Below are 16,396 nucleotides of genomic sequence, written 5' to 3'. Positions count from 1 at the left end.
TCCTGCCGCTCACTGAGTCCGGGCGCGCGCGTCCACCGGCCCGGCCTTCCGTCGTGGACACGAGCGCCTTGGCCGCTATGGTCCGGTTATCGAATACAGACGGCCACGCATCCGCCCTCGGGGGCCGGCGGGTCGGTCAGGCTTACCGCTGCAGCTCCGCGATCTTCGTTCCCTGCAGACTCAGGTTAAAGAACAACCCGGACTGGTCGTAGACAAAGCCCTCGATCGGCTGGTTTATCGTCGCGCTGTTCACGTCGCCCTGGCTTCCCACGTCCACGAGCGCGACTGCCCCATCGATGCCCCACTGCCATGATTGATCCGCCCGGGCCTTGGCTTGGAACTGCTTCAGCGCCTGGTCGTCCGTGAATGCGAGGAGGACGGACTTCGTTTCCGCGCCAAACGTGATCCCAATCGAGCCGCCGGAGATGCTGTAGTAGCCGGCGCTCCGCCCCCCGATGCGCAGCACGCCCTCGCCGTACTGGCCTCCGATCCCGATGCCCGCTTGCGTGACTCGTGGAAATATGAGATAGGCCTTCGCGTCACGGAGGAGCTCGTCGGCGCCTTTGACCGTCGACTTGAACATCGCGAGGGACTGATTCGCAGCCTCGTCGATCGCCTGCGCCGTGGCCGCGCCGGCGACCCCCGGAAGGACAAGGCTGGCCATCAAGCTGAGACCCACTGCCCAAACAGCACTCTGCATGACTCCTCCTGGTTTTTTCATCTGCGCTCCTCCAAGTTTGATTTGTATGCAAAGCCTCATGCCTGCCACAGTGTGCCAGAATCCGGGTGGTGCCCACATCGTCCGAACGGACGGTGAAGCTGCAGCCCTTTCGGACAATGCCATCGGCCACTGTGCAGAGCAATTGGACAATGGGGCGTACGGCCAGACGGACGATGCCGGCGGTGCGTCGTTGCGCCACAATGCTGGTGGAGTCCAGATCGACACGAAGGAGGAACGCGTCATGCGGTACTTAGTAACAGCCCTGCTCGTTCTGGGACTTACCATCACGGCAATGCCTCCCGTGACGTTCGCCCAAGTTAACGTTCCACTAAATAGCCCGTCCACCAATCAATACGGAACCCTGATCGTACCAACGGTGTGCCCGGTGATCGGCCCCTGCTACGAGCCACGATAACTCACACGTTCGATGGCGGCGGCCAAGACGGACACCGAAGCGCAATCGTCACGGTCAAGAAGGCGCGGCGGATCGTCGATCGAGCCGCTCGACCCGGCGCCTGAGGCGGTCTACAAACAGCGAGGAGTGGTGGGTCGCGATGCGGAGCGCCTCCTCGGCCGCCGCGCGCGCGCCTGCCGGATCCCCCGCCCGCTCTCGAGCCTTCGCGACCTCCACGAGGATGAGTGGGCGATAGTGACCGGCGTCGGAACAGGTCCGGGCCGCGTCTTCCCACAAGGCACGCGGTCGCCCGACCTCGCCGAGGACGCGGTACTGACGGACACACCGGCGCATCACCCGCCATCGATCTCGCTCCTCCACGGGACCGGCGAGGGCCCGCTCGAAGCACATCGCCGCCTGCCGGGGGTTGCCTCTGCGGGCCAGGAGCACTCCGGCGCCCTCCCAGTCGATCGGCCCTCCTGCCTCGTCGGGATCGCGCAAGACGCGCGCCACGTGGGCGTGCAGGCCGAGGAGCGCGAGCAGATCCGACCGGTTGTGTGAGAGGATCGGCTCGAGCGCCATGCGGTCGGCCGAGCGCAGGTACTGGACGTACGTCTGAGGGATCATCCATCCTGGGATGTCGTCCGGACGGGGGGCGCCTAGGATCTCCGCCTCGAGCATGCTCAGGCGGTGGGTTCCCAGGACTCGATGCCACAACCGTCGCGCTGGATGGATGAGGTCGGTGTGGAGGTCGATCGAGATGGGCCGGAGCCGTGTGAGGATGAACCGAGCCTCGAGCAGCGGGAGATCGAACCGCTGACCGTTGAAGGTCACGACGTGGCGGGCCCGGGCCAGGCTCTCTTGAATCAGCAAGAGGAACCGTCCCTCCGCGCTCAACCGCCGGAGGAGAAACTGCTCGATCGTGAATGTCGTGCCGTTGAACGACCCGAGCCCGACGAGAAACACATGCGTGCCGGTCCCACCGGCGAGACCCGTGGTCTCCGTATCCAGCCACAGGGTATCGGACAGATGGACCTGTTCCCCACGCTCCGCCAGGAGGCGGGCGCACTCCCCAAGCGCGGTGCGGCCGTGGCGATGTGTGAGGGCGAAGCGCGCCCGGATCACCTCGACCCCATCCCCCACGGACGGGGTCGAGGGACGCTGCGCGGCCGGAAGCGGCTCGCGGCGGCGAGAGGCTCCCCCCGCCAGGCGCCTGAGCCGCTCGCGAAGCGCGCCCGCGGCGGAGTCAGGCTGGGACACAGGCGCCCCGCAGAAGGTCGAGGGTGTGCTGCTTGCCCTGCGGCCCGACCTCGAGGACGGGTCCTACACAAGAGGGGCATCCTTCCGCGCACCCGCAGGTCAGTACGAGCGACTGGGCGGCGGTAAAGAGGTCGGCGCCAAGCGCGTATAGGCGCTCCGCCTGTCCGACGCCACCGGGGACTCGCTCGTACAGCGTGATCGTCGGTTCGCCGGTGTGGGGAGATTTGATCTCGGCGACCGCGCCCAGATCTCGCGGATCGGACATGAGGTACAGCGGCGCGACGTTCTCGAGCGCGTGGGCGACGCCCAACAGCGCCCCCTGGAGTTCGTCAGGTCGGATCGCGGGCGTCCGTGCCTGGGGGAACCGCCACCAGGCCGCCGTCGTGTGGAGGGTCGTCTCGGGGAGGTGGATCGGTCCATAGCCGACGTTTTCGTGCGTGGCCAAGGTGAGCTTCTTGAAGATCGTCGGCCGAAACGTTACCGCGACCTCGCCGTGAGCCGCTTCGCCCGCCCTCGCGAACTCCTCCAGCACGCGCACGTCGACCGCGATCTGCGCATCGGTGTAGTAGTCGACGTTGACCCGCCGCACGTAGGCTTTGCGCTCTTCCCAGTCGAGGCGGTCAACGTGATGTTGCTGGCCGAGGTGCAGGTAGATCGCATCGTCGTGGACGAACGCGGGGGCGGACGCCAGGTCCACCTCACCGATCACCCGGGGCCGGGGATCGGTCGTATCGATGATGACGACGTTCTCCGTGCTGGCGCTCCGCAGGCTGATCTCCTCCGCGGGGTAGGCCTCGGCGACGTAATGCCACGCATCGTCCTCGTGGTGAAGCACCCCTTCCTCCTCGAGATACGCCAGGATCTCCGGCAGCGTGTTGGGCCCAAACGTCTCGCCATCGCGGAGGGGGAGCTCGAACGCCGCGCACTTCACGTGGCTGGCGAGCACGAGCAGGTTGTCGGGATTCGTGCGGGCCTCCTCCATGGGATGATGCAAGAGATATTCCGGGTGGGTCACGATGAACTGATCCAGCGGCGCGCTGGTTCCCACGAGAATAGCGAGCGACAGATCCCCCCGCCGGCCGGCCCGTCCGATCTGCTGCCACGTGCTGGCGATCGTCCCGGGATACCCGACCAGGACGGCGGCGGAGAGTTGCCCGATGTCGATCCCAAGCTCCAGCGCGTTCGTGGCGGCCACGGCCCGGATCGCTCCGCTCCGCAGCCCCGACTCGATCCGCCGCCGTTCGCTGGGGAGATACCCGGCGCGATACCCGCAGATCGCATCGGAGGGCTGCCCTCTTCGCCGGGCGTCGGTCTGGAGATACGTCGTGAGGAGCTCGGCGCTGAGGCGTGTGCGGGCGAAGAAGATCGTTTGCACCCGCCCGGCGAGCAACTCGCCGGCCAGCGCCACCGCCTCCCGGACGGCATCGCGGCGGATGCCGAGTGCCTGGTTCACGACCGGTGGATTGTACAGCCCTACCATGCGGGGTCCCCGCGGCGCCCCGGTCCGATCGATCACCGTGACCGGGCGACCGATGAGGCGCTCCGCGTGCTCTCGGGGGTTGCCGATCGTGGCCGAGCAGCAGATGAATTGGGGCGTGCTCCCGTAAAATCGACAGATCCTCTCAAGCCGCCGAAGGACGTTGGCGAGATGCGAGCCAAACACCCCGCGATAGGTATGGAGCTCGTCGAGGACCACGTAGCGAAGATGTTCGAACAGGCGGAGCCATTTGGTGTGATGCGGGAGGATCCCGGCGTGCAGCATGTCCGGATTGGAGACCACGATGTGGCCCGCCGCGCGGATGGTGCGCCGTGCCTCGGCCGGCGTATCGCCGTCGTAGGTCGACGTTCGCAGGTCGACGCCGAGGGCGTGAACGAGGCCGTGCAGCTCGTCCACCTGATCGCTGGAGAGGGCCTTGGTCGGAAAGAGATACAGCGCGCGGGCATCGCTGTGTTTGAGAATCGCATCGATCACCGGGAGGTTGTAGCACAGGGTCTTTCCCGAGGCGGTCGGGGTGACGACGACGATGTCATCTCCGTGCGCAACCGCCCGAAACGCCTCCGCCTGGTGCGTGTAGAGCTGCCGGATCCCTCGCCCCTCGAGCGCGAGCCGAAGACGCGGATCGAGGGCCGAGGGAAAGGCCTCGTACTTGGCGGGGATCTCGGGCATCATCTGCCAGGTGGTGAACTGCGGCGCGAAGCGGGCGCGCGTGCGGAGCGCGTCCACGATCTGTTCGAGCGTCATCTTGTCCCACCACCTGTGGACACAGCGACAATCTTGCGTTTCGAACACCTGTTCGCCATGCGGATCTGAACTCCTTCGCGCCTGGGGAGAGGTTCAGCGGAACGTCCCGGGGTCTCCGTTGGGAGTTTTCGGGGCAACACAAGGGGTGCCATAAACAAACACCGCTCGTAAGTGGCAAACCCAGGGAGACCTGGGGACGCAAAGCCTCGGGACAGGCCAGGTACCTGGCAAGTCAGCCGGGCTGCCGGGCGGCGAACGGGAGGCAGTGCAATGGGTCGGGTCTGCTTCGCCAGGATTGCGGGCGTCATGGTGATGGTGGCGCTCCCCGCGTTTGGGTTCTCGTACGCGACCTTCACGTTCAGCGGGACGGGGATCCAGGGCGTCAGTGCGGACGATCACAACGGGGACGTTCAGAGCAACTGTCACACGGGGTCAAAGGGACGAGGCGCCGGAGGGAACGACAAGAGCAGCACCGCCTTCGACTGCGCCACGATGACCGAATAGAAGGATTGAAAGGTCTGCGGGCCGGACACCGCAGGCGAACACGGAGGGCCGCGCTCTGGGGTGGGTGCGGCCCCCCGGCTTTCTAGTGATCGATGTCGCTTACTGCACGCGCGCCCGCGCCGCCACCGTCCACGTACTGACGACCTGCCCTCCCTGCACGCACACCAACCGCTCGGCCAGGTTCACGGTGGGGCAGACGTGCGCGGGAATCACCTCGACAAGATCGCCGACCCGGAGCTGCCGCGCGTCCTCGGTCAACTGAACGCGGCCGTGCTCCTCCCACAGGCGATCGATCTGGCAGTCCGGGTATCCGCGGATGACCCCGTGGCTGTCCCCCCGGCTGCTGAACGGGCCGCGCTCCGCCGTCAGCACCTTGCTTCCTCCGTCGAGAACGGCCACGTCCCGCGAGGGGCGGCTGATCACCCTGGTCAGGATCGTGAGCGCACACTCCTCCGGCGTCGCGGATCCCCACCGAACCTGCATCGCATCGTTGAAGACGTAGGTGCCCGGACGGATCTCGGTCACGCCCGCCACGCGCCCTGCGCTCCGGCCGGTGGGGGTTGAGCCGACGCTGATCTCCTCGATCTCGATCCCGATCTTGCGGAGGCGGTCCGCCTCCCGGACCATGATCTCTCCCTCCTCGCGGCCGGCCGCATCCAGATCCGGCCGGTAGCCGCGGTAGGTGAAGAGCCCGGCGATCCTGAGGCCTCGGAGACGTGCCACCTGCTGCGCCAGCGCCATCAAGGCGTCGCCCGGTTGCACCCCGCACCGCCCGAGCCCGGTGTCCACCTCGAGGAGCACGTCGATCACGAGCCCCGCATCCCGGGCGGCGCGCGCGATGGGCTCCGCGCCCTCGACGCTGTCCACCCCCACGCAGATTCGCGCAGTGCGGGCCAGGGCCACGAGTCTGGGGAGTTTTGGACCTCCGATGACTTCGTAGGCGAGGAAGATATCCCGGACGCCTGCAGCGGCCATGACCTCGGCCTCGCCGATCTTGGCGAGGGTGAGCCCGACGGCCCCGGCATCCAGCTGCTTGCGCGCGATCTCGATGCATTTGTGCGTTTTGCCGTGCGGCCGCAACCGCACGCCGGCCTCCCGGGCGAACGCGGCCCAGCGGGCGATGTTCGCCTCCAAACGATCGAGGTCGACGATCAGGGCCGGGGTGTCGATCGCCTCAAGACTGCCCGGCAATGAGACGGTGCGTTCGGGTTCGAGCATCCGCGACATCGGTCACGCTCCCTTCGCGTTCGGTCCGGCCTGGCGGAGCGCGCCGGCGATGCGCTCGGGCAGAAGCGGCATATCCAAGTGGCGGATCCCGATGTGGCTGAGCGCGTCCACGACCGCGTTGACGATCGCAGGTGTCGAGCCGATCGTCGCGGCTTCGCCGATCCCTTTGGCGCCGAGCGGGTTGCGCGGGGTCGGGGTCACCGAGATCCCGCGTTCCAAATGCGGAAGCCAGTGGGCGTGGGGGATCCCGTAATCCGAGAGCGTCCCGGTCAGCAATTGCCCTTGCCCATCGTACACCACCGCCTCGAGCAGCGCTTGGCTCACGCCTTGGGCGATCCCCCCGTGAACCTGGCCATCGACCAGGAGGGGATTGATGACACGCCCGCAGTCGTCGACGGCGACATACCGGACGATCTGCACGCCTCCCGTTTCGGGATCGATCTGCACCACGCAGAGGTGGCTGCCGAAGGGGAACGTCGTCCCCTCCGACTTGAACCGGCTGGTCGCCTCGAGCCCTGGGGACTGTCCCTTCGGCAGGTGGGCGCCGTTGTAGGCGGCCTCGGCCACGTCTGCGATCGACACTTCCCGCCCCGGCGCGCCCCGGACGGACGCCCGACCGCTTGCGAGCGTCAGATCAGCGGCCGCGGCCTCGAGGAGGTTCGCAGCGATCCCCAAGATCTGCGTCCGCACCTCCTGGGCCGCGAGATACACCGCGGACCCCCCAAGCGACATGCTGCGGCTCCCGCTGGTTCCGCCGCCGTATTGGACCAAGAGGGTGTCGCCGGACACCACCGAGATCTGGTCGATCGGAATCGTGAGGATGTCGGCGACGATCTGGGCGAACCCGGTGGCGTCCCCCTGCCCATGGGGAGAGGTGCCGGTGATGACCGTGGCGGTGGCGTCTTTGTTGACGCGCACGGTGCCGAGCTCCCAGGGACCGAACCCGCAGATCTCGACATAACTGCTCAGCCCGATGCCCACGACCGCGCCGTCGCGCTGCTGCTTGGCCTGCTCGGCGCGGGCGGCCTGGTAGCCGCCCAGGCGGAGAACCTCGTCGAGCGCCTTCACGTAATCGCCGGAATCATACGTGGCCCCGCTCGCCGCCTTGAATGGGAACCTGGATGGAGGGATAAAGTTGCGGCGGCGGACCTCAGCCGGGTCCACCCCGGTCTCATCCGCGACCAGGTCCATGACCCGTTCGAGGTAGTAGGTGGCTTCCGGGCGACCGGCCCCTCGGTAGGCGCCGGTCGGGCAGGTGTTGGTGTACAGCGCGACCAGTTCGCAGTTGAGGGCGGGGATCTCGTACGGGCCCTGGATCATGAGCGGGGTCAGCGTCGGGACGATCGCCGTCGTGTACACCAGGTAGGCGCCGAGGTCGGCGAGCACCCGGCACCGCATCCCCCGGATGCGGCCGTCCCGTTCGGCGGCGACTTCCACATCGATGACCTGGCCTCGTCCGTGCGTCGTCGTGAGCAGATTTTCCTGCCGGGTCTCCATCCATTTCACCGGGCGTCGAAGCCGCCGCGCGAGTTGCGCGATCACCGCGTCCTCGGGATAGGTGTTCAGCTTCGCGCCGAAGCCTCCGCCCACATCGGGGGTGATCACTCGGATCCGGCTGGCCGGGAGCTCGAGCACCTGGCTCAGGCCATCCCGGATCGAGTGCGCCTCTTGGGTCGAGGTCCAGACGGTCAACAGCCCCTGCCCCTGGCTCCCGTCGTACATCGCCATCGTACCTCTCGGTTCTAGGGGGACCGGGGCCACCCGCTGGTTGACCATGCGTTGATGCACGACCACCGGAGCGTTCTGGAACGCCGCGGCCAGATCTCCCCGCGCGGTCGTGGTAGTAAAGGCCACGTTGGTGTCCCATCCCGCGTGCGTGAATGGGGTCCCTCGCGCCGCCTGTTCGAGATCCACCACCGCCGGCAGGGGATCGTAGTTGATCTCGACGAGGCCGGCGGCGTCGCGCGCGGCATACAGATCCTCCGCGACGACGACCGCGATCGGTTCTCCCGCGTACCGCACCTCACCAGAGGCGAGCGGGAGGTGATCCGCGGCCCGCATCCCCTCGACGGGGATGGTTGGAAGCGGGCGCTGGATCTCGCGGAGGTCGCCGGCGTCCAGGACGGCCGCGACGCCAGGGTGCGCCCGCGCGCGATGGACATCGATCTTCTTGATTCGCGCGTGTCCGTACGGGCTCCGAACAAAGACCGCGTGCAGCATGCCGGTCATGCGGAGGTCGTCGAGGTACACTCCCTCGCCCCGGATCAACTTGGGGTCTTCGATCCGCTTGACTCGGGCGCCCACGTAGTGCGAAACCGCCATGGGTTCACACCATCCTGTGCGTGAAGTGGATGCCCACGTGTTCGACCGGAGGCGGGACCCCCCCTGCCGTGATGCGGGGACGAGGGGCCGGGAGCATTACGGTGCGCGGTTAGGCGGGGTCCTCGCGGTGGCCCTGATGCGGGGGGAGCCAGGTCTCGACGATGGTGCCGCCGTCCTGCGGTGAGCGGACGTCGAACCGCCCGCCGAGTTCGTTCACGCGTGAGCGCAGAAGCCGAAGCCCCATCTTGGTGCCGTCCCCCGCCTCCGGCTCGACCGAGGCCCGGAATCCGCATCCGTCGTCGCGGAGCGTCAGCAGCATGCCGCCGTTCTGTGGATGACAGCTCACCGAGAGTTGTGTCGCCTTGCCGTGTTTCCAGGCATTGACGATGCTCTCGCTCACGACGTGTTCGGCGACCTCGAGCGTCTCCTTGGAGAACGCCCGCACCTCGTCCGGAGCGTTTTCCGGGAAGCTGAAGTGCACGCGCATGCCGGTCAACTCACCCCAGCGACCTGCCGCCCGCCGGAGATGCGTCTTGAGGGACGGGGACTCCGCGGCCGTCATCCGCTCGTGCAGCAGCGAGCGCATCGACGCGATGACCTGTCCCGTGAGCTCGATGGCTTCGTCCAATCCCTGCGCCGCCAGACCGTCTTCGGCAAACTGCCGGCGTGATTGGAGCCGGATCTTCGTGGCCGTGGCGATCTGCAGAGGTCCATCGTGCAGGTCCTGGGCGAGCCGGCGCCGCTCGTAGGCATTCGCTTCCTCGCGGAGCCACCGCAGGCACAGCCGGGAAGAGACCTTGGGGATAAAGGTCGTCAGGACGCGCAAGATCTGCGCGAGCCCGCGCTTCTTGCGCGTGGTGACGACGATCTGTGCGGCCGACGATCCGCCTAGGAGGAGATTGACCCTGACCTCGCTCCTGGATCCCTCGTGCCGGACCTTGATCCAGGACACCGGGACGAAGTCGGGCTCGTCGGCGCTCGCCTCACCATCTGGGACGGGCCCGAGCCACTGGCCGACGATCCGCCGCCAGCCCGGCGCCAGTTTGATGACGCACCGTTCTGCCTTGCTGGCGTCGAGAAACGATGATCGGAGGTCCGCGAAGAAATCGTCGAGGTCGCCGTGGACCGCTGACCTCGATGCAACCGCGCCGGCAGGGGACTTCGTTTGCCGGAGCGCGCGTACGTCGATCCCGTGCACCTTGCCCATCTCGATCAGCGACCTTCTTCGCGCGTCGATTGAGGACCAGCGACGGCGGCGTCCATACGAACCAATACGGTCGTTCTTTGGCAGTAGTTCATCCGACGGTCCAAACAGCCCGCCGAATGAGTGTACGGGTAGTGAAGAGTGTACGGGCTATGAGACCGATTGTCAACAACGTGCGCCCTGCCCACGCGTGTCCTCCGGCCCGGTCAAGGATCTATGAAAGGTTCCTCTTCAAAAGATACCCCGAACCACAGGCCGCAAGACCCGAGTGGGGCATGCGTGTTCGATGCACACATCCATTCATTCGAGGGGTGGCGCGGGATTGGTCAAAGCCCGATGATACGTGTAGAGATCGCGATCCTCTGTGCAAGGACAGCGGCAGATCGCGCCGAAAGTGCCGGTGAGCAGAATCGCCTTCGATGAGAGAATCCCCCCGGACGGTCGCGGACTTGATGACGCCGGCCCCAACCCCGGTTGCCGGATCGGCATCCGTGGGCGCCGCCATTGACCTCATCCGCGAGGGCGGGCACGCTGGGGTGCCGGTTGTCGACGGCGATCGATTGGTGGGGTTCGTCACGCCATTGCAACTGCTCCGTCAGCCGCTCTACCGGACGGTCGCCGAGGTCATGACCACCGACGTTGCGGCGGCGACTCCCGATCTTCCCCTCGGACAGGCGTACGAGCTGCTCACCCGGCAGCGCGCGGCCGCTCTCCCCGTCGTCGATCAGGGGCATCTCGTCGGTCTGATCACCCTGACCGCGGTGCTCGAGGCCAGGAGCCAGGAACGCGATCCGATGACCGGCCTGCCGTGGGCGACCGCCCTTCGAAATTGGGCCGCGGCCGCGCTCGAACGCGGCCAGGAAGTGGCGATTCTCTTCATCGATATGAACAACTTCAGGATCGTCAACAAGGCGCTCGGGCACGTGGTGGGCGACGACATCATCCGCTCCGTGGGGTATTTACTCGAGAGCCAAATCGATCCGGAGACCGATCTGCTGTGCCGGTACGCCGGCGACGAGTTTGCGATCGCGACGACACGGCGGAGCGAGGACGCGCGCGCGCTGGCTCAGCGGCTTCGGGATACGGTGAACTTGCCGGTCGAGATCCGGGGTGTAGAAGAGCGGGTCACGGCGGCGATCGGGTTCGCCGGAGGGCGTAGAATTGAGCGGCGCACTGCCTCGCATATCGCGTCGACGGTGGAGGATCTCCTGACGCTGGCGAGCCGGGGCTCCACGCTGGCAAAGGAGTCCGGGCAGGGCATTGTTCACCACAGCCGGCGGGATGAGGACCACGCCCACCCCGGGGGCGAGCCGGTCCCGCGCACGGAGGAAATACGCCTGCGTCTCGCGCTGGCGCGCGTGGACCGGGACACGCACGGGAGTACCGCGGTGGTGGAGCTGGACCTCGGTGGCCGCCCGCTGCGAGGATCTGCGTCGGCGCGAATCCACGGGCACGGCACGCCGTTTCTGGTTGCCGACGCCACCCTTCGGGCCATCGCCCAGGCGATTGGCGAGGAGCCGGGGTTTCTCCTCGACGATCTGTCGGTCACGCCGGCCGAGAAAGAGACCGTGGCGGTCGCGGTGCTGGTCGGCGCCGCCGACACCGCGGAGCGACTGGTCGGCAGCGCGAGCGCCCCCGATCCGCACGTCGCCGTCTCGCGTGCGATCTTGTCGGCGCTCAACCGTCGCTTGGGGAAGACGCTGGCCAGGATGCTCGCCCCCCGCCCGCCGGAAGACGTTCAGCCGGAATCCGACGTGCAAGTCCGGCAGAGCTAGTTCCTACATCGTCCGGATCCGCGGATCGAGCAGGTCGCGCAGGCCATCTCCCAGGAGGTTGAAGCCGAGCACGGTCAGGGCGATCGCCGCTCCCGGCAGGACGGCGATCCATGGGTCGATCAGCATGTACTGCCGTGCCGAACTCAACATCAGCCCCCAGGATGCCGTTGGGGGCTGGGTGCCCAGGCCGAGGAAGCTCAGCGCCGCCTCCGTGAGGATCGCTGTCGAGAGGGACACAGTCGTCTGGACGATCAGCGGAGCCGACACGTTCGGTAGGACATGTCGCAGCATGATCTTCCCGTTCGGGATGCCGACGGCCCGGGCCGCTTCGATGTAGGCGAGGTTGACGACTGCGAGCGTAGGTCCCCGAGCGATCCGCGCGAAGGTCGGCGCATAGACGATCCCTATGGCGATCATCGCGTTGGTGAGGCTCGGTTTGAGGATGCTGGTGATCGCGATCGCGAGCACGATCGCCGGGAGCGAGAACAGGATGTCCATCGTCCGCATCAAGATGTTGTCTACCCACCCGCCGTAGAACCCCGCAATGATCCCGGAGGTTGCCCCCAACGCCAGCGCGATGGAGACCGCGAGCACGCCGACGTAGAGCGAGACGCGCGCGCCGTAGATGAGGCGGCTGAATTCGTCGCGTCCGAGTTCGTCGGTCCCGGCCAGATGGTCGTGCCCCGGTCGAAGGAGCGGCTGCGCGGTCTGGGAGACGGGACTCTGCGGCGCGATGATCTGCGCGCCGAGCGCGAGGAGCACAACCATGACGACCAGCGCCCCGCCGATGATCACGACGGGGCTCCGCCGGAGGAGGCGTCCGAGACCGATGGATCGTCGCGCCCGCGCAGGCGCGAACGATCGGGCGGGCGACTCCTGAAGCTCGGCCTCCACCCTACTCATAACGGATGCGGGGGTCGAGGGTGGTGTAGAGCAGGTCCACGATCAGGTTGGTGACCACGAACGTGATCGCAAATAACATTACGGCGCCTTGCACGACCGGATAGTCCCGTTGGTACACGCCGTTGAGTAGCGTCCATCCCAACCCGGGCAGTCCGAAGATCTGTTCGGTGATGACCACCCCCCCGAGGAGGAACCCCATCTGAAGGCCGAGCACGGTCACGATGGGGATGAGCGCGTTGCGAAGGGCGTGCCGCAGGAGGACGGCGCGACTTCCGAGGCCCTTGGCTCGTGCCACTTTGACGTACTCCTGGCCCAGCACCTCGAGCATCGACGACCGAGTCATGCGCACGACGACGGCCGCCAGCCCGAGCGCGAGGGACAGGATCGGCAGGAACATCTGCTGCAGGTTGATCCACGGGTCCTGCCAGGGGGGGACGAAGATCAGCGCCGGAAGCCAGTGGAATGCAAACGAGGCCACGATGATCAGGACGATAGCGATCCAGAAGTTTGGGATGGAGAGTCCCAGCAGGCCCACGATCTGGACGGCGACCTTGAGCCGGGCGCTTCGGGTGATGCTGGCGAGGATGCCGAGCGGAAGTCCCACGAGCGTGACGAGCGCGACGGTGAGCGCCGCGAGTTCGACCGTCGTGGGCAGCCTCGAGACGAGCAGCCCGGCCACGGGTTGGCTCGTCCTGAACGACCAGCCGAAGTTCCCGTGGAGCATACTCCATACCCACAGCGCGTACTGCACCGGCCACGGGCGGTCCAGGCCGAAACTGTGCAGGATCTCGAGGCGCTGCGAGCGGCTCAACTGGCCTTCTGTGCCGGCGATGATGTCGATGATGTTGCCCGGAAGCAGCCGTACCAGGATAAAGATCAGCGCCGACACTCCGAGCAGGGCGGCGCCCATCCATAGCAGGCGTCGGACGAGGTAGCGCATCGACCGGAGCGCTAGGCCCCGAGAGGTCGAGCGGCGATCAGCTGCTGAGCCAGGCTTTCTTCAACAGGAAGCGGCGTCCGGTAAACGATTGCGCGTAGCCTTGGACTTTTTCCGACGTGGCCTCGATGTTGTAGGCCACGTACCACCACCAGTTGGGCGATTCCTCGAGCAGGGTTCGCTGGATCTCCACGTAGAGGCTGCGGCGTTGGTCGTGGTTGAAGATCGTCCGGGCCTGCCGCATCAGCGGTTCCAGCTTCGGGTTCGAGTACCCGCCGTAGTTCCGCTCTCCGCCCACGTGGAAATACGGGTAAATGTATCCGTCTGGGTCGGGGCGGAACGTGTTCCCCGAGGCGAAGATCTCTCCCCCTTCTTTTCCTCCGGTCCTGATCACCGTGTCGTTGTCTTTCACGAACGCTCCCCATTCCTGCTGCACGACCTGAGCATCGACGCCGAGTTTCTTCACCGCATCCTGGACCACCAGCGAGATCGCCACCAATTGCGGATACTGGGGTGAACATTTGAGCTCGATCTTGAAGCCGCCACCCGGGTACCCGGCTTCGGCCAGCAGCTTCTTGGCTCCCTCGATATCGGGCTTGGTGTAGGGCAGTGTTTTGGGGTCGAGATACCAGTCGCCGTAGCCGGTCGGGATCGGGCCCGAGGGCACTGCCGCTCCGAACTCCGCCTTTTGGATGATCTCGTTGGTGTCGACCGCCATCCGCAGGGCTTTGCGGACCCGCGAGTCGTTGAGCGGCTTCGCGGCGACGTTGATGTACTGGAGGGTCACCGTGGCGATGAGGCCTTTCAACACCTTGATCCCGGGGACGCGGGCGAGCTGCTCGGCTCCTTGGGCGTTAATGGAGGCGTACTGAACCTGCCCGGCCCGAAGCGCGCCCTCACGCGCGGTCATTTCGGGCAGGACTTTGAAGGTCATGCCGTCGAGGTACGGCAGCGGCTGGTCCCAGTAGTCGGGGTGGCGGGCGTATGTGATGTGGTCCTGGGGCACGAATTCAACCAGCTTGAACGGGCCCGTGCCGATGGCCTTGATCTTCAAGTTCTCCCGTTCCGCCAGGCCCTTCGGAACGATCCCTGAGGCCCGCATCCCGGCAAACGAGCCGAGGAGGCCGGGGTACGGGGCGCTGAGGTTCATCTGGACGGTCAACGGGTCGATGACTTTGATCTCCTCGATCGCGTTGAACCAGCTGCGCCAGGGCGAGGCGGTCTTGGGATCGAGCACGCGATCGATGCTGTACTTCACGTCCTCCGCGGTCATGGTCTGGCCGTTATGAAACTTCACGTTTGGACGCAGGTGGAAGATGTATGTCTTCCCCCCGTTGGAGAGCTCCCACTTCTGGGCCAGCATTGGCACGATTTGGTTTTTTTCATTGTAGCCGGTGAGGCTCTCGTACAGATGCTCGAACCCTTGCGCTGCGGAGAAGTTCGAGTTGGTGTGCGGGTCCAGGCTGACCGGATCCACCTCGGCGGCCGCGACAAGGGTCCCTCCTCGTTTGGGTTGGGCGGTAGTAGCCGCTTCCACCGTCTGTCCCCGCCAGGAGGGGATCAGTAGTTGCGCTGCCTCCGCCCCTCCGAGGCCGAGTCCTCCGCCGAGCGCCAGGCCGCGGGCCAAGAGCTTTCTTCGGCTTACACGGTTCATCTTCGGTCCCTCCCCTGTGTGGCTCGGCGTTACGCGAGCCAGGCCTTCTTGAGAAAGATGCGACGACCTGTAAACGACTGGGCGTATCCTTGCAATTTGCCGCTCATCGCCTCGATGTTCAACTTCGCGTACCACCACCAGTCGGGCGAATCGTCGAGGAGGGTGCGCTGGATCTCCCGGTACAGGCTCTTGCGCTGGTCGTGGTTGAAAATGGACCGCGCCTGCTGCATGAGCGGATCCAGCTTTTGGTTGTTGTACCCGCCGTCGTTGATCGTCCCTGCGGAGTGGAAATACGGGTAGATGTAACCGTCGGGGTCCGGCCGGAAGGTGTTGGCGGAGGCGAAGATTTCGCCGCCCTCCCGGCCCTTGGTCTGTGTCTCCGTATTGTGGTCCTTGACGAAGGTCCCCCACTCCTGCTGGACGACCTGGACATCGATGCCGAGCTTCTTGAGGGAGTCCTGTACAATGAGCGTCGTCGCCACGAACTCTGGATACTGCGGGGAGCACTTGATCTCGATCTTGAACCCGCCGTTCGGATACCCGGCCTCTGCAAGGAGCTTCTTCGCCCCTTCGATATCGGGCTTCTGATAGGGGAGCGTCTTCGGATCGAGGTACCAGTCTCCGTACCCCGTGGGCACCGGCCCGGAGGGCACGCCGGCGCCGAACACAGCCTTTTGGATGACCTCGTTCGTATCGACCGCCATCCGCATCGCTTTGCGGACGCGGGCGTCGTTGAGCGGTTTCTTGGACACGTTGATATAGTGGAGCGCGACCCAGGCGCTGGGCCCCTTCACCACCGTGATTCCCTGAGTGCCCTTGAGCTGTGTTTCCCCCTGTGCGGTTATGGCCGCGTATTGGACCTGGCCGGCCCGCAGCGCCGCCAGTCGTGCGTTGTCTTCTGTAAGGATCTTGAACGTCATGCCGTCGAGGTATGGCAGCGGTTTGTCCCAGTAGTCGGCGTTGCGCGCGTAGGTAATGTGGTCCTGGGGCACAAACTCGACCAACTTGAACGGCCCGGTTCCGATCGCCTTGATCTTGAGGTTCTCCCGCTCGGCAAAGCCCTTGGGGATGATCCCGGACGCACGCATGCCGGCAAAGGCTCCGAGGAGGCCCGGATACGGGTCCTTCAGGTTGATCTGGATGGTCATCGGGTCGACGATCTTGACCTCCTGGACCGAGTCGAACCAGCTGCGCCAGGGGGAGGCCGTTTTTGGATCGATCACGCGGTCGATGCTGTACTTGACGTCGTCCGC

At 66.1% G+C, this 16,396-nt stretch carries 12 protein-coding genes and 1 riboswitch; of the genes, 2 read left to right on the top strand and 10 right to left on the bottom strand.

All coding sequences use genetic code 11. The features are described from left to right. Positions 1-142: 142 nt before the first annotated feature. The 3 genes from VFP86_15575 to VFP86_15565 all read right to left on the bottom strand — a co-directional run bounded on the left by VFP86_15575 (position 143) and on the right by VFP86_15565 (position 4,617). On the bottom strand, positions 143-700 hold the full coding sequence (locus VFP86_15575; protein HET9001059.1) for a lipid-binding SYLF domain-containing protein: 558 nt from the start codon (positions 698-700) through the stop codon (positions 143-145). A 490-nt stretch (positions 701-1,190) separates the two neighbouring features. After that, positions 1,191-2,375 carry a ribonuclease H-like domain-containing protein gene (locus tag VFP86_15570; protein HET9001058.1) on the bottom strand — a complete coding sequence of 395 codons (1,185 nt, stop codon included), beginning with the start codon at positions 2,373-2,375 and terminating at the stop codon, positions 1,191-1,193. Next, on the bottom strand, positions 2,362-4,617 hold the full coding sequence (locus VFP86_15565) for a DEAD/DEAH box helicase (protein ID HET9001057.1): 2,256 nt from the start codon (positions 4,615-4,617) through the stop codon (positions 2,362-2,364). The genes VFP86_15570 and VFP86_15565 overlap by 14 nt, the downstream gene beginning before the upstream one ends. Before the next feature lie 163 nt (positions 4,618-4,780). Next, positions 4,781-4,866: riboswitch (cyclic di-GMP riboswitch) on the top strand. Between the two features lie 21 nt (positions 4,867-4,887). On the opposite strand from VFP86_15565, the gene VFP86_15560 reads away from it, so the two are divergent. Then, positions 4,888-5,121: a hypothetical protein gene (locus tag VFP86_15560; protein ID HET9001056.1), complete on the top strand. Its 234-nt coding sequence runs from the start codon at positions 4,888-4,890 to the stop codon at positions 5,119-5,121. Between the two features lie 99 nt (positions 5,122-5,220). Here VFP86_15560 and VFP86_15555 read toward each other — a convergent pair whose 3' ends face one another. The 3 genes from VFP86_15555 to VFP86_15545 all read right to left on the bottom strand — a co-directional run bounded on the left by VFP86_15555 (position 5,221) and on the right by VFP86_15545 (position 9,877). After that, positions 5,221-6,348: an alanine racemase gene (locus tag VFP86_15555; GenBank protein HET9001055.1), complete on the bottom strand. Its 1,128-nt coding sequence runs from the start codon at positions 6,346-6,348 to the stop codon at positions 5,221-5,223. 3 nt (positions 6,349-6,351) lie between these two features. Then, positions 6,352-8,670, bottom strand: coding sequence for a xanthine dehydrogenase family protein molybdopterin-binding subunit (locus tag VFP86_15550; protein ID HET9001054.1), 2,319 nt, complete (start codon positions 8,668-8,670; stop codon positions 6,352-6,354). A 109-nt stretch (positions 8,671-8,779) separates the two neighbouring features. Beyond that, complete coding sequence (locus tag VFP86_15545) at positions 8,780-9,877, bottom strand: ATP-binding protein (protein ID HET9001053.1); 1,098 nt, start codon at positions 9,875-9,877, stop codon at positions 8,780-8,782. A gap of 416 nt (positions 9,878-10,293) precedes the next feature. Between VFP86_15545 and VFP86_15540 the strand changes: the two genes are divergently transcribed. Continuing rightward, complete coding sequence (locus tag VFP86_15540) at positions 10,294-11,649, top strand: GGDEF domain-containing protein (protein HET9001052.1); 1,356 nt, start codon at positions 10,294-10,296, stop codon at positions 11,647-11,649. Positions 11,650-11,652: 3 nt separating this feature from the next. Here VFP86_15540 and VFP86_15535 read toward each other — a convergent pair whose 3' ends face one another. The 4 genes from VFP86_15535 to VFP86_15520 all read right to left on the bottom strand — a co-directional run. Then, positions 11,653-12,444 (bottom strand): ABC transporter permease, encoded by a 792-nt coding sequence (locus tag VFP86_15535; GenBank protein HET9001051.1) that lies wholly within the window; start codon positions 12,442-12,444, stop codon positions 11,653-11,655. Between the two features lie 100 nt (positions 12,445-12,544). Further along, a complete protein-coding gene (locus VFP86_15530) occupies positions 12,545-13,492 on the bottom strand; it encodes an ABC transporter permease (GenBank protein HET9001050.1) in 948 nt (315 codons plus the stop codon). Positions 13,493-13,529: 37 nt separating this feature from the next. After that, on the bottom strand, positions 13,530-15,143 hold the full coding sequence (locus VFP86_15525) for an ABC transporter substrate-binding protein (GenBank protein HET9001049.1): 1,614 nt from the start codon (positions 15,141-15,143) through the stop codon (positions 13,530-13,532). A gap of 29 nt (positions 15,144-15,172) precedes the next feature. Next, positions 15,173-16,396, bottom strand: a 1,224-nt coding sequence (locus VFP86_15520; GenBank protein ID HET9001048.1) for an ABC transporter substrate-binding protein, incomplete at its 5' end; no start/stop codon positions are given.

Source organism: bacterium (assembly GCA_035703895.1).
GTDB lineage: Bacteria > Sysuimicrobiota > Sysuimicrobiia > Sysuimicrobiales > Segetimicrobiaceae > Segetimicrobium.
The sequence above is the reverse complement of the archived record's forward strand: the minus strand, read 5'-3'. Positions and strand labels throughout refer to the sequence as shown.

What these genes read in the sequence shown, in the direction of transcription:
- VFP86_15560 (HET9001056.1), top strand. Translation starts at nt 4,888, where the DNA reads ATGGGTCGGGTCTGCTTCGCCAGGATTGCGGGCGTCATGGTGATGGTG.
- VFP86_15530 (HET9001050.1), bottom strand. Translation starts at nt 13,492, where the DNA reads ATGCGCTACCTCGTCCGACGCCTGCTATGGATGGGCGCCGCCCTGCTC.
- VFP86_15575 (HET9001059.1), bottom strand. Translation starts at nt 700, where the DNA reads ATGCAGAGTGCTGTTTGGGCAGTGGGTCTCAGCTTGATGGCCAGCCTT.
- VFP86_15565 (HET9001057.1), bottom strand. Translation starts at nt 4,617, where the DNA reads ATGACGCTCGAACAGATCGTGGACGCGCTCCGCACGCGCGCCCGCTTC.
- VFP86_15550 (HET9001054.1), bottom strand. Translation starts at nt 8,670, where the DNA reads ATGGCGGTTTCGCACTACGTGGGCGCCCGAGTCAAGCGGATCGAAGAC.
- VFP86_15545 (HET9001053.1), bottom strand. Translation starts at nt 9,877, where the DNA reads ATGGGCAAGGTGCACGGGATCGACGTACGCGCGCTCCGGCAAACGAAG.
- VFP86_15525 (HET9001049.1), bottom strand. Translation starts at nt 15,143, where the DNA reads ATGAACCGTGTAAGCCGAAGAAAGCTCTTGGCCCGCGGCCTGGCGCTC.
- VFP86_15555 (HET9001055.1), bottom strand. Translation starts at nt 6,348, where the DNA reads ATGTCGCGGATGCTCGAACCCGAACGCACCGTCTCATTGCCGGGCAGT.
- VFP86_15540 (HET9001052.1), top strand. Translation starts at nt 10,294, where the DNA reads ATGAGAGAATCCCCCCGGACGGTCGCGGACTTGATGACGCCGGCCCCA.